At 42.2% G+C, this 19,719-nt stretch carries 18 protein-coding genes; 11 read left to right on the top strand and 7 right to left on the bottom strand.

Annotated elements, in window-relative coordinates; translation table 11 throughout:
- The first annotated feature begins 152 nt into the window (after positions 1–152).
- The 7 genes from ribBA to glmS are packed head-to-tail and all read left to right on the top strand — an operon-like array spanning position 153 to position 6,877.
- Positions 153–1,274 carry a bifunctional 3,4-dihydroxy-2-butanone-4-phosphate synthase/GTP cyclohydrolase II gene (gene ribBA, locus F3J02_RS07650; protein ID WP_167248448.1) on the top strand — a complete coding sequence of 374 codons (1,122 nt, stop codon included), beginning with the start codon at positions 153–155 and terminating at the stop codon, positions 1,272–1,274.
- An 11-nt stretch (positions 1,275–1,285) separates the two neighbouring features.
- A complete protein-coding gene (ribE, locus tag F3J02_RS07645) occupies positions 1,286–1,756 on the top strand; it encodes a 6,7-dimethyl-8-ribityllumazine synthase (RefSeq protein WP_004803462.1) in 471 nt (156 codons plus the stop codon).
- Positions 1,757–1,759: 3 nt separating this feature from the next.
- Positions 1,760–2,209, top strand: a complete 450-nt coding sequence (gene nusB, locus F3J02_RS07640) for a transcription antitermination factor NusB (protein WP_004803459.1) — start codon at positions 1,760–1,762, stop codon at positions 2,207–2,209.
- A gap of 15 nt (positions 2,210–2,224) precedes the next feature.
- Positions 2,225–3,142, top strand: a complete 918-nt coding sequence (thiL, locus tag F3J02_RS07635) for a thiamine-phosphate kinase (RefSeq protein WP_167248447.1) — start codon at positions 2,225–2,227, stop codon at positions 3,140–3,142.
- Complete coding sequence (locus F3J02_RS07630; RefSeq protein ID WP_167248446.1) at positions 3,120–3,635, top strand: phosphatidylglycerophosphatase A; 516 nt, start codon at positions 3,120–3,122, stop codon at positions 3,633–3,635. Before thiL ends, F3J02_RS07630 begins: the two co-directional genes overlap by 23 nt.
- A gap of 26 nt (positions 3,636–3,661) precedes the next feature.
- On the top strand, positions 3,662–5,026 hold the full coding sequence (gene glmU / locus F3J02_RS07625) for a bifunctional UDP-N-acetylglucosamine diphosphorylase/glucosamine-1-phosphate N-acetyltransferase GlmU (protein WP_167248445.1): 1,365 nt from the start codon (positions 3,662–3,664) through the stop codon (positions 5,024–5,026).
- A 12-nt stretch (positions 5,027–5,038) separates the two neighbouring features.
- Positions 5,039–6,877 carry a glutamine--fructose-6-phosphate transaminase (isomerizing) gene (gene glmS / locus F3J02_RS07620; RefSeq protein ID WP_167248444.1) on the top strand — a complete coding sequence of 613 codons (1,839 nt, stop codon included), beginning with the start codon at positions 5,039–5,041 and terminating at the stop codon, positions 6,875–6,877.
- A gap of 78 nt (positions 6,878–6,955) precedes the next feature.
- Here the strand turns inward: glmS and F3J02_RS07615 are convergent, their stop codons facing one another.
- The 3 genes from F3J02_RS07615 to pncA form a co-directional block, all read right to left on the bottom strand.
- On the bottom strand, positions 6,956–7,594 hold the full coding sequence (locus tag F3J02_RS07615; protein WP_167248443.1) for a YitT family protein: 639 nt from the start codon (positions 7,592–7,594) through the stop codon (positions 6,956–6,958).
- A gap of 217 nt (positions 7,595–7,811) precedes the next feature.
- Positions 7,812–8,276, bottom strand: coding sequence for an Lrp/AsnC family transcriptional regulator (locus tag F3J02_RS07610; protein ID WP_167248442.1), 465 nt, complete (start codon positions 8,274–8,276; stop codon positions 7,812–7,814).
- A 91-nt stretch (positions 8,277–8,367) separates the two neighbouring features.
- Positions 8,368–9,000, bottom strand: coding sequence for a bifunctional nicotinamidase/pyrazinamidase (gene pncA, locus F3J02_RS07605; RefSeq protein WP_167248441.1), 633 nt, complete (start codon positions 8,998–9,000; stop codon positions 8,368–8,370).
- Between the two features lie 291 nt (positions 9,001–9,291).
- Here pncA and dapA point away from each other — a divergent pair, with 291 nt between their 5' ends.
- The 4 genes from dapA to F3J02_RS07585 all read left to right on the top strand — a co-directional run bounded on the left by dapA (position 9,292) and on the right by F3J02_RS07585 (position 14,209).
- Complete coding sequence (gene dapA, locus F3J02_RS07600) at positions 9,292–10,185, top strand: 4-hydroxy-tetrahydrodipicolinate synthase (RefSeq protein ID WP_167248440.1); 894 nt, start codon at positions 9,292–9,294, stop codon at positions 10,183–10,185.
- A gap of 15 nt (positions 10,186–10,200) precedes the next feature.
- On the top strand, positions 10,201–10,803 hold the full coding sequence (locus tag F3J02_RS07595) for a lipoprotein-34 precursor (NlpB) (protein WP_167248783.1): 603 nt from the start codon (positions 10,201–10,203) through the stop codon (positions 10,801–10,803).
- 35 nt (positions 10,804–10,838) lie between these two features.
- Positions 10,839–11,558 carry a phosphoribosylaminoimidazolesuccinocarboxamide synthase gene (gene purC / locus F3J02_RS07590; protein ID WP_005201682.1) on the top strand — a complete coding sequence of 240 codons (720 nt, stop codon included), beginning with the start codon at positions 10,839–10,841 and terminating at the stop codon, positions 11,556–11,558.
- A 242-nt stretch (positions 11,559–11,800) separates the two neighbouring features.
- Positions 11,801–14,209, top strand: a complete 2,409-nt coding sequence (locus tag F3J02_RS07585) for a TonB-dependent receptor plug domain-containing protein (protein ID WP_167248439.1) — start codon at positions 11,801–11,803, stop codon at positions 14,207–14,209.
- 36 nt (positions 14,210–14,245) lie between these two features.
- Here F3J02_RS07585 and F3J02_RS07580 read toward each other — a convergent pair whose 3' ends face one another.
- The 4 genes from F3J02_RS07580 to F3J02_RS07565 all read right to left on the bottom strand — a co-directional run bounded on the left by F3J02_RS07580 (position 14,246) and on the right by F3J02_RS07565 (position 19,641).
- Positions 14,246–15,985: an amidohydrolase gene (locus F3J02_RS07580; RefSeq protein ID WP_167248438.1), complete on the bottom strand. Its 1,740-nt coding sequence runs from the start codon at positions 15,983–15,985 to the stop codon at positions 14,246–14,248.
- Between the two features lie 145 nt (positions 15,986–16,130).
- A complete protein-coding gene (locus F3J02_RS07575; protein WP_167248437.1) occupies positions 16,131–17,249 on the bottom strand; it encodes an acyltransferase family protein in 1,119 nt (372 codons plus the stop codon).
- 127 nt (positions 17,250–17,376) lie between these two features.
- Positions 17,377–18,261, bottom strand: coding sequence for an aromatic amino acid DMT transporter YddG (yddG, locus tag F3J02_RS07570; protein WP_167248436.1), 885 nt, complete (start codon positions 18,259–18,261; stop codon positions 17,377–17,379).
- Between the two features lie 105 nt (positions 18,262–18,366).
- Positions 18,367–19,641: a replication-associated recombination protein A gene (locus F3J02_RS07565; protein WP_017402174.1), complete on the bottom strand. Its 1,275-nt coding sequence runs from the start codon at positions 19,639–19,641 to the stop codon at positions 18,367–18,369.
- Positions 19,642–19,719: the final 78 nt, after the last annotated feature.

The following is a 19,719-nucleotide window of genomic DNA, read 5'->3' as shown; positions in this document are numbered from 1 at the left end:
AATTTGGGCAGGATAAAGTGTTGCCAGATAATTTGTTTAGTCTGACTTTTTATTGGTAAAGAAGCACAGGCGAAATTTTTTAAAATGCGGTAAACTATGCCAGATTTATCGAATACTAGTGCCTAAAAAGGCAGCATCAAAGGTGAAAGCGAATGCCGCTGAGTCGTATTGAAGAACTTGTCGCAGATATTCGTGCAGGCAAAATGGTCATCCTTATGGATGATGAAGATCGTGAAAATGAAGGTGACTTAGTCATCGCCGCAACGCATGTTCGCCCTGAAGATATTAACTTCATGATTACCCATGCACGTGGTTTGGTTTGCTTAACACTCAGTCGTGATCGTTGTAAACAACTCAACCTCCCGTTAATGGTTGATCAAAACGGTGCGCAACATGCAACCAACTTCACGCTTTCAATCGAAGCAGCAGAAGGCATCAGTACAGGTATTTCTGCAGCTGAACGTGCGCACACTATTCGTACTGCGGTGGCAGCACACGCAAAACCGAGCGATATCGTTCAACCAGGTCATATCTTTCCATTAATGGCGCAGCCAGGTGGTGTGCTACATCGTGCTGGTCATACCGAAGCAGGCTGTGACCTCACCCGTTTAGCTGGTTTAGAACCTGCCTCAGTGATTTGTGAAATTATCAATGATGACGGTACAATGGCACGTCGTCCTGATTTAGAAGTATTTGCAGAAAAACACGGTTTAAAAATCGGAACCATTGCAGATCTCATTCATTACCGCATGACCAATGAACAAACCGTTGAACGTTTGTCTCAAGAAAGCATTGAAACCGAATACGGTGCATTTGAACTATATAAGTACCGTGAAATCGGCAACCCAGATATTCACGTTGCCTTAGTCAAAGGTGATCCGAAACAAGGCGTGACCACTGTCCGTGTACATGGCTTCAGCCCGATTCGTGACTTATTAAAATTACATAAAGCTGATGGTTCATCTGCCTGGAATTTAGATCTCGCAATGAAAACCATTGCTGCAAGTGATCGTGGTGTGTTGGTGTGGATTGGTCAGGATCATCTAGAAGACCTTGGTCCTGCACTGAACAACTTAAACCAGCCAAAACCACTCAAATCCAATGCTGCATTGTCTCATCAATACCAAACCATTGGTGTAGGTGCACAGATTTTACGTGATTTAGGCGTTGAGAAAATGAAGTTGTTGAGTTCTCCACTTCGTTTCAATGCTTTATCCGGTTTTAATTTAGAGGTAGTGGAATACATCACTGCCGATCAAATCACAGCAAAATAATCGAGGTTGCTATGGCAATTCGCCGAATTGAAGGTTTATTACATCTCGCAAGCGAAGGTCGTTATGCGATCTTAGTCGGTCGTTTCAACAGCTTCGTTGTTGAACATTTACTTGAAGGCGCAATCGACACTCTAAAACGTCATGGCGTTGCAGAAGAAGCGATTACCGTTATTCATGCACCAGGTGCATGGGAACTGCCGATTGTTGCGAAAAAATTAGCAGCTTCAAATAAATTTGATGCCATCATTGCATTAGGTGCAGTGATTCGTGGCAGCACACCTCACTTTGACTTTGTTGCAGGTGAATGTGCAAAAGGCTTAGGCGTGGTTGCTCTTGAAAGCACAATGCCAGTAATCAATGGTGTATTGACTACAGACAGCATTGAACAGGCAATCGAACGTTCTGGTACGAAAGCAGGAAATAAAGGTAGCGAAGCTGCATTGACTGCAATCGAAATGGTTAACTTATTAAAGGCAATTTAAAGCATGTCGCAAACACTTCAGGCCGCTTATGCAGCGAAACGCAAAGCACGTCGTTTTGCTGTACAAGGGATTTATGAATGGCAAATGAGTCAGAACCCAGTACATGAAATTGAAGCACGCACGCGTGTAGAAAATGCCATGCACAAAGTTGACCTTAACTATTACCATGAATTACTCACTCAAGTGATTGCTCAACATGAAGCTTTAGATGAGTTGCTCATTCCTGTACTTGACCGTGAGTTAAGTGCATTGGATGGTGTCGAGCTTGCTACTCTACGACTTGGTGCTTATGAATTACGAGATCATCTCGAAGTTCCATACCGTGTTGTACTTGATGAAGCAATTGAGCTAGCTAAACACTTTGGTGGTGCAGATAGTCATAAATATATCAATGGTGTATTAGACCGTCTTTCATCAAAGCTTCGTGAAGCTGAAAAACAACAAGCAAAATAATAGGCTTGATGTTGTATGGCTGAGTTTTCCATTATTGAACGTTACTTTAAACGTACATCAAAATCTGATGTCAGTTTAGGTATCGGGGATGACTCAGCCATCGTTACCCCCCCTCCTTCACAACAATTGGTGATCTGTGCAGATACACTGGTTGCTGGTCGTCATTTCCCCTTAGATACTGCTGCTCACGCCATCGGCTGGAAAAGTGTCGCTGTCAATTTATCAGACTTGGCGGCAATGGGAGCAAAACCCCATAGTATTTTACTCGCACTTAGTCTCCCGACTGTTGATCATGACTGGCTGGCTGGCTTTAGTCAGGGCTTGTTTGATTGCTGCGATCAGTTTGGTGTCAGCCTGATTGGCGGTGATACCACCCAAAGTGCTCAACTGACCATTAGTGTGACCGCCTTAGGTTGGATTGAACATGGTCAGGCCATTACTCGCGCAGGCGCTCAAATCGGCGACTATATTTGTGTCAGTGGGCAAATTGGCGATGCTGCGTTTGGATTACAGCATCTCGGACACGCACTACAACAACGCTTAGATTATCCAACCCCACGTTGTCATTTGGGTCAGCAGCTCAAAGGGTTGGCATCAAGTATGATTGATATCTCAGATGGATTGGCTCAAGACTTAGGTCATATTTTAAAAGCATCCAATGTCGGTGCAAAATTACAGCTTGAGCAGCTTCCGATAGATCCATCACTCAAACAACTTGAATTGCAACAGGCTTGTCATTATGCACTTGCAGGCGGTGATGATTACGAATTATGCTTTACAATATCACCGCAAAACTTCAAAAAACTGTCGCGACAACAATTAGATGTTCCGCTTACAATAATCGGTGAAATTACCCAACAAACTGGATTGTTATTTGAGTATATGGGTCAAGCACACCCATTACATGTTCATGGATACCAACACTTTGCATAAGCCTCCCATTCACTTTAACCAAATGACTTGGTTTGACCGCTTCATCGTATTCTGCGGAGTCGGTTTTGGCTCTGGTTTAGCACCTAAAGCGCCTGGAACTTTTGGTTCTGCCTTTGCATTGTTATTTGTACCACTGTGGTTATATCTGGGTTTGCCAGCAAGTCTCATTGCGATCATATTGATGTCCTTAATTGGCATTTATATCTGTGGGCATACCGCAAAAGTCATCAATGTTCATGATGATGGGCGTATTGTTTGGGATGAGTTCGCAGGTCAATCGATTACCCTTTTACCTTTGCTGTATTTACAGCAAATGAATTGGCTATGGGTCATTGTTGGATTCGTATTATTCCGTATATTTGATGTCTGGAAACCTTTTCCAATTAGTTGGGCCGACCAAAAAGTGTCTGGCGGCTTTGGAATTATGCTGGATGACATTATTGCCGGAATTTGGGCAGCACTCTGTATTTTTATTCTTCATTTTATATTTTGACTTAAGCCATTGAATTAGAGTTAGTTATGTCAACAACTGTTATTATTCTTGCAGCAGGGAAAGGAACGCGAATGCGTTCACAACTACCAAAAGTATTACAACCACTTGCAGGTCGTCCACTGCTTGGACATGTGATTCAAACGGCAAAAAAACTCCATGCCCAAAATATTATTACCATTTATGGGCATGGCGGTGAACTGGTTAAACAAAACTTTGCTGCTGAACAAATCGAATGGGTTGAACAAGCAGAACAACTCGGAACAGGTCATGCCGTGCAAATGACTTTGCCTGTTCTACCTCAAGAAGGTGTTTCACTGATTCTATCAGGCGATGTACCCTGTATTCAGGCAGATACGCTGCAAAAACTATTGTATGCATCAACGCAAACAGGCATTGGCTTAGTGACGCTCACTGTAGATGATGCAACAGGTTATGGTCGTATTGTTCGTCAAGATGGCAAAATTCAGGCCATTGTTGAACATAAAGATGCCAATGAGGCACAACGCCAAATTAAAGAATTTAATACAGGCATTTATTGTGTCAGTAATGCAAAACTGCATGAGTGGTTGCCTCAACTTTCCAATGAAAATGCGCAAGGTGAATATTACCTCACCGATATTGTCGCGATGGCAATTGCGGATGGCTTAGAAGTTGCCTCAGTTGAACCAGAGCTTGCGTTTGAGGTTGAAGGTGTGAATAACCGCTTACAACTTGCAACTTTAGAACGTCAGTTCCAACAGCAGCAAGCCAAAGAATTGATGCTACAAGGTGTTCACCTCATTGATCCAAATCGTTTTGATTTACGTGGCAGTTTAAAATGTGGACAAGACGTACAAATTGATGCCAACGTCATCATCGAAGGTGACTGTGAACTGGGTGATAATGTACAACTCGGTGCAGGCTGTATTTTAAAAAATACCCGTATTGCTGCCGGTACAAAAGTTCAAGCCTATAGCATTTTTGAAAATGCCATCGTTGGCGAAAATACCCAAATTGGGCCTTTCGCACGTTTACGTCCAGGCGCCAATCTTGCCAATGATGTACATATCGGCAACTTCGTAGAAGTAAAAAATTCAAATATCGGACTAGGCTCTAAAGCTAATCATTTCACCTACTTAGGTGATGCAGATATTGGTGCAAGCTGTAATATCGGTGCAGGAACGATTACTTGTAATTACGATGGTGCAAACAAACACCGCACTGTCATTGAAGACAATGTATTCATTGGTACCAATAACTCATTGGTTGCACCAATCAGAATTGGTCAAGGCGCAACAACTGGTGCAGGATCAACCCTCACCCGAGATGTAGCTGAGCATAGTTTAGCTGTCGAACGCGCAAAACAGTTTGAGAAAGCAAATTATCAACGTCCCCAAAAGTTGAAAAAATAAGAGGATAAAATTATGTGTGGTATTGTTGGTGGCGTTGCTGAACGTTGTGTAACTGATATTTTAATTGAAGGACTTAAACGTCTTGAATATCGCGGTTATGACTCTGCTGGTTTAGCATTACTCAATAATCAAAAAATCTTACGTGAACGTCGTGTTGGTAAAGTTGCCAACTTGGCTGAAGCCGTATCAGAACAGCATTTAACAGGAAATGTGGGTATTGCACACACACGTTGGGCAACACATGGCAAACCAACTGAAAATAATGCGCATCCGCACGTTTCGGGTAATGTTGCTGTGGTTCATAACGGCATCATTGAAAATTACCAAGAGCTTAAAGATGAATTACAAGCGCTTGGCTATGTGTTTACCTCACAAACCGATACCGAAGTTGTTGCACATCTCGTTAACGATGCATTAAAACAGACAGATAGCTTACTGGAAGCAGTACAAAAAATAACTCCTCGACTGAAAGGTGCTTATGCACTAGGCATTGTACACACTGCACACCCTGATGAACTCATCACAGTTCGTGAAGGTTCACCGCTGGTCATTGGTGTAGGTATAGGCGAGAACTTTATCAGTTCTGACCAATTGGCTTTATTACCAGTTACCAACCGCTTCGTCTATTTAGAAGAAGGCGATATCGCTCGCTTAACCCGTACCAGCATTGAAGTTTTTGCAAATGGTGAGCTTGTAGAACGTCCAATGAAAGAGTTAGATGCAACGGTAAGCAATGCATCTAAAGGCGAATACAAGCACTTCATGCTGAAAGAGATTTATGAGCAACCTGAAGCAATTCAGCAAACCATTTCTCAAGCGCTCAATGGCAATAACTTACGTGAAGATTTCCTCAGCCATGCCAATGCTGATTTTGCTAAAATTCAGCAAATTCAAATCATTGCTTGTGGTACCAGTTACCATGCAGGCATGATTGCCAAATACTGGTTTGAACAACTGATTGGTGTACCTTGCCAAGTTGAGATTGCAAGTGAATTCCGCTATCGCAATCCAGTAATCGTGGCAAATACCCTATATGTCTGTATTTCACAATCAGGTGAAACTGCAGATACACTAGCAGCGTTACGTGAAACACAAAAACGTGCCAAAGCCAACAATATTGACATCAGCACCATGACGATTTGTAACGTTGCGACCTCATCTATGGTACGCGAAACAGATCACCATTTATTGACATTGGCAGGCCCTGAAATCGGTGTTGCTTCGACCAAAGCATTTACCACGCAACTTGCGGCATTGATGCTATTGATCTTAAAAATTGGTCAAGTCAAACAGCGTTTGTCTGCTGCTCAATTTGCTGAGATCACGGAAGCCTTATGGCATTGCCCTAAAGTTATTTTAGATACTTTACAAGGCAATACTGAAATCCTGCGTTTATCGGCATTGTTTGTTGAGAAAAATCACTGCTTATTCTTAGGTCGTGGTACACATTTCCCGATCGCGCTAGAAGGCGCATTGAAACTGAAAGAAATTTCATATATTCATGCCGAAGGTTATGCCGCAGGTGAATTAAAGCACGGGCCATTGGCATTAGTTGACAATGAAATGCCTGTCGTCATCTTAGCACCACATGATGAAATGCTGGATAAACTCAAATCGAATATGGAAGAAGTACAAGCCCGTGGCGGTGAGTTATTTGTATTCGCAGATGAAAACAGTGGTATCCATGGTAAAGATCGCCAACATGTTGTGCATATTCCAGCAGTAAATGAATGGTTAGCACCAATTGTTTACAGCGTACCTGTACAACTCTTGTCTTACCACGTCGCAGTGTTACGTGGTACAGATGTCGATCAACCACGTAACCTTGCGAAGAGTGTGACAGTAGAATAATTCTTAGCTCGAAGGAGGGTTCGCCCTCCCTCGAGTTTTCTTTATATTTTTTAGTTAATGAGAATAAAAATTTTAAGTTTAAGCCACATAACGTGTGGTTTTATGATTCAACAAAATGATTGAATTCAAAATAATCACACCGAAAATTGAGACCAAAATCAGTTTCCAGTCCACAAACAACAACGACGTTAATAAAATCACCACATCAATACCCATTTGCACTTTTCCAGCCGGGATTTTAAAACGTTCCTGTAAATACAAAGCCAATAAATTGATCCCACCTAAGCTCGAACGATGTCTAAATAGAATCAAAAAACTTACACCCATCAATACATTGGCAAAAATCGTGGCGTAAATCGGATTGACATCAGAAAGATGGAAAAATTGTGGAATAATTTCAGTAAATCCAGCCAGTAATGCAACAGCAATAAAGGTTTTCACGACCAGCGCGATGCCCATCTTTTTGTAGGCAAAATAATAGAATGGGATATTAATTAAGAAAAATAAGACACCAAACTTCAGGTCAGTAATGTAATGAATTAACAAAGATAGACCTGCCGTCCCACCTGTCATAATTCCTGCTTGCTGTAGTAAAGTCATGGCAAAAGAAAGAATGAATGTTCCGATCAACATCGCCAACGCATCTTCAATTTTAGAGTGCTGTTCAATCACAGGCATGACTGGACTTACCAGAGATACATTTTGCTCGGTATTCATAACGGTACAACTCAATAGGAGAACAGCTAAAGGGAGAGAGATCTTTCAAAGAAAGACATGGCATATTTGATCATTTTTATTAAAATTTCGCAATTTATTCTTATATTTTCGCCATAAATGCAATTTATATTCAAAATACTTCATTTCGAATAGTCTATATCTTTCAATAAGCCTGCTTTTTTATTTTGCATTATATGAAATGACAACGAGATCCCTTTTACTTAATCGCAATCCCGTTTTCTTTTAGTTTTTCTAGCACAATTGAGGTATTGAGATTACTGACGCCAAAATTCTTAGAAGACAAAATCCCGATGAGTTTAACCATCTCATCTAAATTTTTAACCGCTACTTTAAGTGCAAAGTCATAACTACCTGTTAATTTATGAATATCTTTCACGGCAGGCTCATGTAGCAGAAACTCAACAAAACGATCATGTGTTGCATCACTATAGTTTTGCAATTTCACTTCAATAATACCCATGATCGGTGCCGGATCTGCACTCAACGCAATTTGAGCATAATACCCGGTAATAATTTTCTTCTGTTCAAGCTGAACACGACGGCGAGAACATTGCGAGGTCGACAAACCCACCAATTCAGCAAGTTCCTGATTGGCCAACCGTCCATTCATTTGTAAATGATGGATAATTTTCTGATCAAAATCATCAAGCTCGACTGTCATAAAACGCTCAATTCTGCCTTAAGTCATGTTTTAACTGATGCTGATTCATCAGTTTTAGAAGTTTAACGCCTTTGGATCAATCGTCACAAGCCTATACCAAAATTGTAGCGGACTGAATGCGTTGAACGCCTTGTTCTAACATGTTATGCCATGCGCTTTGTAATGAACCATTTAAATCAATCGCTTTACAGGCATCTTCAATCACATAGGTTTTAAAACCCATCTGTGCAGCATCCAATGCCGTCCACGCCACACAAAAATCGGTGGCAATCCCCACAATATAGACCGTATCAATTTGGTGTTCTGTTAAATAGCCCTTTAGACCTGTCGGTGTTTTACGATCTGCTTCCATAAAGGCTGAATAACTATCAATATTGACGTGAAAGCCTTTGCGGATAATCAGTTGCGCGGTTGGAATATCAAGATCGGGGTGGAATTCAGCATCGTGTGTGCCTTGTACACAATGTCTTGGCCATAACACTTGGGTTCCATATGGCAACTCAATGGTTTCAAATGGAACTTGATTTTCGTGATTATCAGCAAAAGAAATATGCTGATCGGGATGCCAGTCTTGGGTCAGCACGACGGTTTCAAACTGACGCGCTAGTTGATTAATCACTGGGATAATTTGATCAGCGTCAGTGACTGCCAAGTTTCCACCCGGTGTAAATCCATTTTGCACATCAACAACAATTAATGCGCTATGTTTTGAATCGCTTTGCATCTCATTATTCAACCTAGATTGCTCCTTGTACAATACGCTGCCTCATTGTTTCTGACTAGCCAAACAGGCACAAACTTTTCATAAGATGAAAATTATTCAAGTTAAAGATGAATGAAAGTTTTCGGCTGTTTGACTAAAGCATATTGTTCTTATGCCGCTGATCAGTCATAATTTGCATAATTGTCATTCAATCGAATTCATTATTGAACGACGAATCAAAATACTGCAACCATCCAATATTTCGTTTCAACTAATTCAATCTCGGATGGGAAAATAGGATAGTTTTTTAAAATGACTCAGCTAGCACAGAATATTCAAGGCTCAATTGTCGCACTCGTCACCCCTATGTTTGAAGATGGTCGCGTAGATTGGAAGAGTCTTGAGAAGCTCGTTGAGTGGCACATCCAACAAGGTACACATAGTATTGTTGCTGTTGGCACAACGGGCGAAGCCTCTACATTAAGTATGGAAGAACACACACAAGTCATCAAAGAAGTGATTCGTGTAGCCAATAAACGCATTCCAATTATCGCGGGTACAGGTGCAAACTCAACTCACGAAGCAATTGAACTAACCAAAGCAGCCAAACAACTCGGTGCTGATGCAGCATTGCTCGTTACGCCATATTATAATAAACCAACACAAGAAGGCTTATATCAACACTATAAAGCAATTGCTGAAGCAGTTGATATTCCACAAATTCTTTATAATGTTCCAGGTCGTACTGGCGTTGACATGCAAAATGAAACCGTGATTCGTTTAGCTGATGTTAAAAACATTGTTGGGATTAAAGATGCAACAGGCGATGTACCACGTGGTCAAGCCCTCATCGAAGGTCTAAATGGTAAAATCGCAGTTTACTCAGGCGATGACGAAACTGCTTGGGAACTGATTTTATTGGGTGCCAAAGGCAATATCTCAGTTACTGCCAACGTTGCACCAAAACAAATGAGCGAAGTTTGTGAAGCTGCCTTGGCAGGTGATAAAGCAAAAGCACAAAGTTTGAATCAACAAATTGCAAATCTACACAATATTTTGTTTTGCGAATCAAACCCAATTCCTGTGAAATGGGCGTTGCATGAGATGGGATATATTAGTACAGGTTTACGCCTGCCACTAACCGCTCTAGCAGAACAATATCGTGAACCGCTCCGCACAGATCTCAAAACTGCGGGCATTATTTAATACGAGCAATTTATGATGCAATTACGTCTTGGTGTTGTCCTTGTCATTTCAGCTTTAAGTTTGGCTGGTTGTGGTCGTTTTGCCCTCAATAATCATTCTTTAGATTATAAAAAAGCGCAAGCGCTTGAACCACTCAAATTCCCTGAGAATGCAACGGTAAGACCATTCACGCCATTGTATCCAGCCCCAACGGTTGATCCACTTGCGATTCAACATGCGCCAACATTTGAGAACGCAACTGGCAACCGTTATGCATTGCCTCGTCCAGAGTCAATGAAAACTGCAAGCAATACCACTGAAGCGGCAGCAACGACTTTAGGTCGTCCACAATTGGTGATGGATGGGAATAAAAACCCATTACTGAAAGTGGAAGGCCCAACAGCAACTGCATGGCAATATACTTTTGCGACCGTCAACAGCCTCAACTACAAAGTCATTTCTCAAGCAGATCATGGCTATGAAGCGACTATTAAGGTTGGTGATCAGAACTACCTATTGAAGCTTACTGCTGTTGGCTCAAATAACACCATTGCCCTCTTCAAACTTGACACCACTTTTGCAGACCCAGCGGTTGCAACTGAAGTGTTAGCTCAGATTTACCAAAATTGGCCAGCCTAGTCGTTTACTAGGCATTTTTTTCAAAAGGTTCCCCCATGTTAAAACAAACCTTGCTCTATACTGGTAAAGCTAAATCTGTATATGAGACAGACAATGCTGATCACCTGATCTTAGTATTCCGTGATGATGCCTCGGCATTCAACGGTGAAAAAATTGAGCAATTGGACCGTAAGGGCAAGGTCAACAACCGTTTTAACGCCTTCATCATGGACAAATTAGCTGCTGCAGGTATTGAAACGCATTTTGAAAAATTGCTTTCTCCAACTGAAGTGCTGGTTAAAAAACTTCAGATGATTCCAGTTGAATGTGTGATTCGTAACTATGCCGCTGGTTCTCTTTGCCGTCGTTTAGGTGTTGAAGAAGGTAAGGAATTAACTCCGCCAACATTTGAATTGTTCTTCAAAGATGATGCGCTTGGCGATCCAATGGTGAACGAATCTCAAGCGATTGCTTTAGGTTGGGCAACAGCGGAACAACTTGAAAAAATGAAGGAACTCACTTACCAAGTAAATGATGTGCTTAAAGCATTATTCGACGCAGGTAATATGATTCTGGTTGATTTCAAACTTGAATTCGGTGTGTTCCATGACCGTATCGTTTTGGGTGATGAGTTCTCTCCAGACGGTTGCCGTTTATGGGATAAAGACACCAAGAAGAAATTAGATAAAGACCGTTTCCGCCAAGGTTTAGGTGGTGTGGTTGAAGCTTATGAAGAAGTTGCTTCTCGTTTAGGCATTAACTTAGATGATATCTAAACCTAGCTAAGCTGTTACTTCTAAATAAAAAACCAGTCTAGTCAGGCTGGTTTTTTATTGTCTATTCAAAAATAATCGACTTCATTTTAAATATCAATATCATATAAATCATAAACTTAAAATTCATAAAATCAGCTTTGCGAATTTTTTTCTAACCTTATGTTTTTATATTGTTTTTGAAAGTATTTTGATCCTCCTACCATGTTCACAAATGTTTACAAAACTTGAGTTAGAAGATCAAAATGAATGCTCCCATTTTAAAGACTTTTCCTTTAAGTCTAAGTAGTAGTCTTATTCTGCTTGCCCTATATAGCAATGTTCATGCGGCTGAGAACAATCCAATAGAACCCGAACAAGTCAAAACACTCGCGACCATTGTGGTCACAGGAACCCGTGCCAACAATCGCTCACAAACAGAGTCCTTACAGCCGATTGATGTGATTAGTGCCAAAGAACTGACTGAGCGCACCGGCTCTAATGAACTCGGGACTGCACTATCTCGAATTATTCCTTCAATTAATTTTCCGCGCCCAACCGTGGTGGATGGGACAGAATTGGTCCGTCCTGCTCAATTGAAAGGACTGGCACCCGATCAAGTACTGGTTTTGGTTAATGGAAAACGTCGCCACACAGGCGCGTTTATTAACCTTGGCGGAACCATTGGTCGTGGCTCTGCCCCAACCGATTTGAATGCGATTCCGATCTCAGCGATTAGCCGTGTCGAAGTACTCCGTGAAGGTGCATCAGCCCGCTATGGTTCCGATGCGATTGCAGGCGTGATTAATATTATTTTGAAATCCAACCCGACGCATGGTGAAGCTGGGATTAAATACGGGATTTATAACAAAGGAGATGGTGAACAAAAACAATCCTTTGTTTCTGGTGGAGCTAAACTGAATAATTATGGTTATGCGATTTTTTCAGGGGAATGGCAGGATAGCCAAGCCACCAACCGTGCAGGTGCTGACCTGCGTGATCCAAAATCAAGCACCTATGGACAGCGCACTTTCCGTTTTGGGGATCCAGATTCCGATGAGGTAAAAGCAGCCTTGAATTTAGGTTATGACCTCAGTGATCATGCAGAGCTGTATTCGTTTGCGACCTATAGCCACCGTAATGCCGAAACTGCTGGATTCTATCGTTTAAGCAATGCCTCCAATAATATCCCTACTCTTTATCCAAATGGCTATCTACCCATCATTCAGGGCCAACTCGATGATTTTGGCGCAGTTGCAGGGATCAAAGGTGATTGGTCAGACTGGCATTATGATGCCTCGGTGAATTATGGTTTAAATCGTTATGATGTCGATACCAAGACCATTAATGTTGATCTCTATAAAGATACAGCCACCACACCTTTCGGCTTTCAGAATGGTACGCTGAAAAATGCACAAACAGTGGTGAATTTTGATCTTTCTCGAGAGTTTAATCTTGCAGCGCTTGCTAGCCCACTGAATGTTGCCTTTGGTACACAATATTTAAATCAGAAATATCAAATCCAAGCGGGTGATCCAGCCTCCTATTATAAAAGTGGCTCTTCTGGTTTAGCAGGCTTTCGCTCTGCCGATGCAGGTGAATGGTCACGCGACAGTTATGCAGCTTATTTGGATCTAGAAGCCAGTTTGACTGAAAAATTATCTGCATCTACAGCATATCGCCACGAATATTATAATGATTTTGGACATACCGATAATGCATCATTATCTTTGCGCTATGCGATTCATCCAGCGATTGCTGTACGTGGTAGTGCATCTACCGGTTTCCGGGCGCCAAGTCTTGCCCAACAATATTTCACCCAAACCTCCTCACAACTGGTCAATGGTCAATTTGCTGAAGCAGGAACCTTCCCCACCACGTCATACGTTGCTCAACTGCTTGGTGCAGAACAACTCAAACCAGAGAAATCCAAGAACTATAGTGTAGGTTTAGTGCTTACCCCAACTGATCAACTGTATGTGACTTTGGATGCTTATCAAATCGACATTGATAATCGAATTAGTCTGTCCTCCAATATCAATGCCAGCAGTGCGACCGTCCGCCAATACCTGAATTCAAAAGGCATCACCGACACCAACTTCAGCACGATTCGTTATTTCAACAATGCCAGCGATACCCGCACGCGTGGTGTTGACTTAGTTGCAACCTATAAATGGACTGCATTGCCTTATGGCGAACTCAATACCTCATTGGCCTACAACTACAATAAAAATAAAGTGACCCACGTGGATGGTAATCCTGCTATCTTAGATGCTCTGGGCATTAACCTCACGCGTCTTGATCGTCGAGAGCAATACGGTTTATTGGCTGGCAGTACGCCTGAGCATAAGTTCAGTTTAGCCAATGACTATAAGCTTGGAAACTTCACTGTAAATACCAATGTCACACGTTATGGCAGTTTTAAAACCTTTAGTAATTCTGGCGAAGCCAAAGATCAAAAATTCTCAGCCAAATGGTTATTGGATTTAGCGTTGTCTTACCAATATCAAAACTGGAACTTTACCGTTGGCGGCGACAATATTACCGATGTTTATCCTGATAAAGATGTTTATGACATCAACCAACCCACAGGCGGTAGCTTGCCTTATAGCCAGTTCTCGCCTTTTGGCTTTAATGGCGCGTTCTATTACGGCAAGATCAATTATCGTTGGTAATAGTCAAAAACCGAGCCAGATGGCTCGGTTTTTACTTTAATTCTGCACGTTCTGATAAATCAGTTTGCCTTCTTTATAAGTGGCCAATACCTTAATGTTTTTAATCTCACGACTGGGTACAGTCAACGGGTTCTGATTCAGAATGACCAAGTCAGCTAATTTACCTTGGCTTAAAGTACCCTTGGTCTGATCCTCAAAGTACTGATACGCGGCCCAATCTGTCATCGACTTTAATGCCAGATAAGGGCTAATGCGCTCATCTGCACCCAACACATAATTGCTCCGCGTTACTCGGTTCACGGTCGCATCCAGCATCATCATACTGCTCGGTGGTACCACAGGTGCATCATGATGCTCGGTAAAGATCAGATGCTTTTTTAAAGCGGTTGCGGTTGGCGAAATATGTGCAGCGCGAGTTTCGCCTAAGGTTTGCTGACGATGCCAATCGCCCCAGTAAAAGGTATGTAGTGAAAAGAAAGATGGAATAATATCTAAGGCTTTGAGCTGATCCAGTTGATCATCACGAATGGTTTGCGAATGGATCAATACGCTACGACGATCTGCTAGTCCTTGTTTTGCTGTAGCATCCTTCACTGCCCCAATAAATTGATCAATCGCAGCATCGCCATTGGCATGCGCCAGTACTTGCCACCCTTGCTTAAAGGCTAAATTGATATAGTCCTTGACCTGCTGATCATTACTTATGGCAGGATAGCCCTTATACGTCTTATCTTTACCTTCAGGCGGTACCAAATAGGGTTGTGTCAGCCAAGCGGTTTTACCTTGAGGTGAGCCATCTAAACTGATTTTCACTCCACCAATACGAAAATGATGATCATACTGTCGCTGACTGCCTTGCTTGAGCATATAGTCTTGGCTGGTGGTGATATCGGGATAAGAAACCACATCAATTGGCAGTCGATTCTGCTTAGCTAAGACATGCCACATTTCAGTAGTCCCCTGATCAGCCCGCCCTTCTTGTACCGTGGTAAAACCATTTTTTACATAGGCATCAATCCCTTTTTCTGCGATCTGGAACATTACCGCAGGCGGCACGTCTTTAAAAATTGAGCCAATTGCGGTAAATAAAGCGGACTCTTCTAACACGCCATTTGGGACATTTGAGTTGGCTTCACGGCGAATCACTCCCCCTGCTGGATTCTGGGTGTTTTGATTGATCTTCAGTAATTCAAGTGCTTTATGATTGACGGATGCTAAATGCCCAGATTGATGCAAGATCATTACAGGTTGCTCTTGAGACACCCGATCGAGATCGGTTGCCGTCGGATGACGCTGCTCATTCAGTTGTGCATCATCATAGCCATTACCCAAAATCCAGCCGCCCATGGTTTTAATCACGGATGGATTTAGGGCTTTCCAACTATTCAGCACATTCACCAAAGAATTGATATCTAAGACCTGACCATCAGGTATGGGGTAGAGATTGGCCACCATTTGATGGAAACCAACCATATTCACATGACTATGCGCATCAATAAAACTTGGCAATAAGGTTTTATTTTTTAGATCAATCGATTGAACTTTTTTATCCGCCAAGCGTTCAGCCTGCTGCTTTGAGCCCACAAAAACAATTTTTCCATCCTTTACCAACAGGGCTTCAGCATATTCAGGACTATTACCTGACATCGTCAGAATCGGGCCACCATAAAACAGTTGTTCTGTTGCAGTGACAGGTACTGCCGTCGTTGCACAGCCCGCAACAGCCAGTGAAATAGACGTGAATAAAACGCAGTGTTTGAGATAAGTACGGTTCATTAATTAAAACCCATATTTTTATTATGTCTTTTTTGATTAAAGCGGATTCTGTTTGTAATAGAAAGCATTCACTGATTATTTTTGTAATGTTTGGTCAAGTTCCGAACAGCTCTACATAGGCTATGCACACGACATAGCACAAGGTTTAAAACATTTTTGCTAGCTTATTGGAGACTTTAATCGCAAGATCATCGACATAATGGCTATAAGGCTGTGCCAACACAATGCTCAATAACACACTCAATAGGCTCGCCAATAATCCTGCATTTAAATAGGAAAAACCCCACTGCACATGCAATAGATTAAATAATGGAATCCCCAAAGCGTAAAGTACAGCAAGATGAATTAAATAAATTGAAAATGAGATTTTGCCTAAAAACACCAAAACAGTCCGATCAAAAAACTGTGCTAACCACTTACCTTTGAGTACGGCATAAACAATGCAAAAGCCACCGATAAAGTTGAGATAGTCATAGCTCTGCTCACCCCAAAATTGAGTAAAAAACTGATAACTGTTGCTGCTGTTGTGTGCGCCACAAAAATACAATCCCAACAAAAATAGCAGTACTGAAACTGCTGTACTCAGTTCTGCAGCATAGAGAAACAGTCCCATCCCCAAAACGAAACTGAGAAGACCCAGCAACACGGTTTGCGAGATCATATACGCGGTCAAAATGCTAATGATGAGAAATAGGCCACAGAGAATTGGCAGCTTGCCATAGAAATAACAGGCCAGATAAATCACCAGTGACCCAAGCAACTCAATTTGCATGGTCCACAGCACCCAGTTATAGCTGGAATCACCAAATAAAAATGCACCAATACTGCCTTCATATAAGGCCGTACCCAGTTGCGGATGTGGGTTGGCAAGTGCTGCTCCCCATTCGGAAACATGCGACACATCGACAGGCACAAAACACACCAGATAAGCGATGATACAAGAGACGAAGGCTGGAATTGCCAAACGTGGGTAACGTTTGATCAAGGAATTTTTCAATTGTATTGCGGTATTGTGCTTTTTAAAACTGGATAATGTCAGTACAAAACCACTTAAAACAAAGAACACAAAAACCGCGCCTGTACCTGAATAAAAGAAGGCCAACGGTGAGTGATGTAACTGCGCAAAAAAATTATATTGCGGTACAGCACTTACATCAAAATTATGCAGTTGTGGAAAAAAGGTCAGTGATAAATGTGACAACACAACAGCGAGACATGCCAAGCCTCGGATACTTTCCGCAGCATTAATTTTGTTTGTGGTCATGGTGGAGCTTGATCATCCTTGATAAGCGGGATGATGCGACCTTTTATCTGTAGTGTCTAGAGGTCGCTTACAAAAATACAGTGACTGTTCAGCGCAGCAGCAACACCAAGCTAAACCAGAGAATATTTTAGCGTTTTTTCTGTGTTGCTACCCAACATAGAATTGAACCCAAACACACCATAAATGCACCATACCAAAAAGAAAGACCTAATGGGGTACTGAGTAGAATTGCCGAAAAAAAGGCGGATAAAACTGGAATAAAATAGGATGCACCTGCCAATAGCGTTACATTACCATGCAAAATCCCAACATTCCAAGCGGCATAACCAAAGCCCATCGCTGCTGCCGCAAAAAACAATGAAATTGAAGAAGACCAATCAAAATCAAATGTGCCGCCCCCCATCAATGCATATTTAACCCACAGCACCGCCGAGACGAGAATAAAAAATAGGGTGATGCCATTGCTGCCCTGCGCAATTCTTGCTGTGAGCGTACAGTAGGCAGCCCACAGTAATGTTCCAATAAAGGCAAGCCCATAACTGAATGGATTGTGCTGAATGTTTTGTAACATCCCTGCCAAATCTAAGCCCTGTTCGCCACCGAGTACCCAACAGATCCCCAATATTGAAATGATAAAGCCAGGAATAATCAGAAAATTGGCTTTTTGCTGATTAAAAATAATGGCAGCGACCATGGTAAAGGTTGGCCATAAATAATTGACCATCCCCACCTCAATCGCCTGTCGATTATTACTGCTATAGCCAATCGAAAGCGATAAACAAATTTCATAGGCAACAAATAGAATACTGCCCCAGATCAAATAGGTTTTGGGAAAGCTTTTGAGGCTGGTCCAGCCGACCGAGAACAGCAGGAAAATGGAGGCCAGTGTATAAATTAGCGCTGCACCACCCACTGCGCCAAAATGACTACTCACATCCTTAATCAAGGCAACGATCAAACTCCAAAGCAAGATCGCGACCAATCCAATCAGTGTTGCTTTTTTTGCGTTCATTTTTATACAAATAGCAAATTAAGGCCAAAGCAGAATCTATCGATGCGATTCGGAATTTTGCTTTGGACAATTTTAAAATGATCGGTACCTAAACCGAGTTTTTGATTACTGTTGCTGTTGTTCCTGTTGCCAACGGCGCTGCTGTAATCGTTCGCCTTCGACCTCACGTTTATTTAAGGCTCGTTCGTACAGTTTGGTACCGCGTAATTCTGGAGGCAAATAGTCCTGTAACACGAAATGTTCAGGATAGTTGTGCGGATACAGATAATCCACCCCATAACCTTGCTGCTTCATCAACTTGGTTGGCGCATTGCGTAAGTGCAAAGGCACAGGCAGGTTTGCGGTTTTTTCTGCCAACTCTAAGGCTTTGTTAATCGCAAGATAGGTGCTATTACTTTTCGGGCTAGTGGCCAGATACACGGCACATTGCCCTAGGATAATACGCGCCTCAGGCATCCCCACCGCTTGCACTGAACGGAAACATTCACCCGCCAGCAACAAGGCATTCGGATTGGAATTGCCGATATCTTCCGATGCAGCAATCAGCATACGACGTGCAATAAAGACTGGATCTTCGCCACCTTTTAGCATGCGTGCCATCCAGTACAACGTCGCATCTGGATCACTACCGCGAATCGATTTGATAAATGCCGAAACCAGATCGTAATGCTGCTCACCCGATTTGTCATAGCGTGCAATATTTTGCTGCGCGACTTTAACGACGATGGCATTGGTTACGAGATTCTCAATATCAGGCTCAAAGGTACTGGCAATCAAATCAATCAAATTAAGCGCCTTACGTGCATCACCTGCCGCAAACTGAATCAGCGCATCATATTCTTCAATCTGGATAAAACGTTCTTTTAAAAACTTATCCGTTTGAATGGCTTTATTCAGCAGGGTTTGAATTGCTTCAGCACTCAGATTATTCAGGGTATAGACCTGACAGCGAGACAGCAACGCACTATTCACTTCAAAAGAAGGATTCTCTGTAGTTGCCCCAATCAAGGTAATTTTGCCTTTCTCGACCGCATTGAGTAAGGCATCTTGCTGTGATTTATTGAAGCGATGAATCTCGTCAATAAACACCACAGGGGTCAACAAGTCACCACTTTCGGCAATCACCTCACGAAGCTCTTTTACACCTGTATTGAGTGCAGATAGGCTAATAAAAGGACGATCCACGGCTTGAGCCAATAACAATGCAATCGTGGTTTTCCCGACCCCTGGTGGCCCCCAGAAGATAATCGAAGGCAGGTGCCCTTGATCAATCATCTGACGTAAAGGGGCATTTTCACCCAGCAAATGATCTTGTCCAATAATTTCGGACAAGTCACGAGGACGTAAACGTTCAGGTAAAGGAATATGCGTATCTGACATCATCACTGGCTTTATGATCTTTTACCCTAGTCTATTGTGTCTGGCTCAAATCTACAATTTGAATCTACACTCACGCGA

This window comes from Acinetobacter sp. Tr-809 (assembly GCF_011753255.1).
Taxonomy (GTDB): Bacteria; Pseudomonadota; Gammaproteobacteria; order Pseudomonadales; family Moraxellaceae; genus Acinetobacter.
The sequence above is the reverse complement of the archived record's forward strand: the minus strand, read 5'-3'. Positions and strand labels throughout refer to the sequence as shown.

Bases quoted from the DNA above. Each gene is read 5' to 3' on its own strand.
- F3J02_RS07595 (WP_167248783.1), top strand. From the start codon at position 10,201: ATGCAATTACGTCTTGGTGTTGTCCTTGTCATTTCAGCTTTAAGTTTG.
- F3J02_RS07615 (WP_167248443.1), bottom strand. From the start codon at position 7,594: ATGAATACCGAGCAAAATGTATCTCTGGTAAGTCCAGTCATGCCTGTG.
- ribE (WP_004803462.1), top strand. From the start codon at position 1,286: ATGGCAATTCGCCGAATTGAAGGTTTATTACATCTCGCAAGCGAAGGT.
- thiL (WP_167248447.1), top strand. From the start codon at position 2,225: ATGGCTGAGTTTTCCATTATTGAACGTTACTTTAAACGTACATCAAAA.
- F3J02_RS07565 (WP_017402174.1), bottom strand. From the start codon at position 19,641: ATGTCAGATACGCATATTCCTTTACCTGAACGTTTACGTCCTCGTGAC.
- glmS (WP_167248444.1), top strand. From the start codon at position 5,039: ATGTGTGGTATTGTTGGTGGCGTTGCTGAACGTTGTGTAACTGATATT.
- F3J02_RS07630 (WP_167248446.1), top strand. From the start codon at position 3,120: ATGGATACCAACACTTTGCATAAGCCTCCCATTCACTTTAACCAAATG.
- F3J02_RS07585 (WP_167248439.1), top strand. From the start codon at position 11,801: ATGAATGCTCCCATTTTAAAGACTTTTCCTTTAAGTCTAAGTAGTAGT.
- F3J02_RS07580 (WP_167248438.1), bottom strand. From the start codon at position 15,985: ATGAACCGTACTTATCTCAAACACTGCGTTTTATTCACGTCTATTTCA.
- F3J02_RS07610 (WP_167248442.1), bottom strand. From the start codon at position 8,276: ATGACAGTCGAGCTTGATGATTTTGATCAGAAAATTATCCATCATTTA.
- yddG (WP_167248436.1), bottom strand. From the start codon at position 18,261: ATGAACGCAAAAAAAGCAACACTGATTGGATTGGTCGCGATCTTGCTT.
- ribBA (WP_167248448.1), top strand. From the start codon at position 153: ATGCCGCTGAGTCGTATTGAAGAACTTGTCGCAGATATTCGTGCAGGC.
- F3J02_RS07575 (WP_167248437.1), bottom strand. From the start codon at position 17,249: ATGACCACAAACAAAATTAATGCTGCGGAAAGTATCCGAGGCTTGGCA.
- dapA (WP_167248440.1), top strand. From the start codon at position 9,292: ATGACTCAGCTAGCACAGAATATTCAAGGCTCAATTGTCGCACTCGTC.
- glmU (WP_167248445.1), top strand. From the start codon at position 3,662: ATGTCAACAACTGTTATTATTCTTGCAGCAGGGAAAGGAACGCGAATG.
- purC (WP_005201682.1), top strand. From the start codon at position 10,839: ATGTTAAAACAAACCTTGCTCTATACTGGTAAAGCTAAATCTGTATAT.
- pncA (WP_167248441.1), bottom strand. From the start codon at position 9,000: ATGCAAAGCGATTCAAAACATAGCGCATTAATTGTTGTTGATGTGCAA.
- nusB (WP_004803459.1), top strand. From the start codon at position 1,760: ATGTCGCAAACACTTCAGGCCGCTTATGCAGCGAAACGCAAAGCACGT.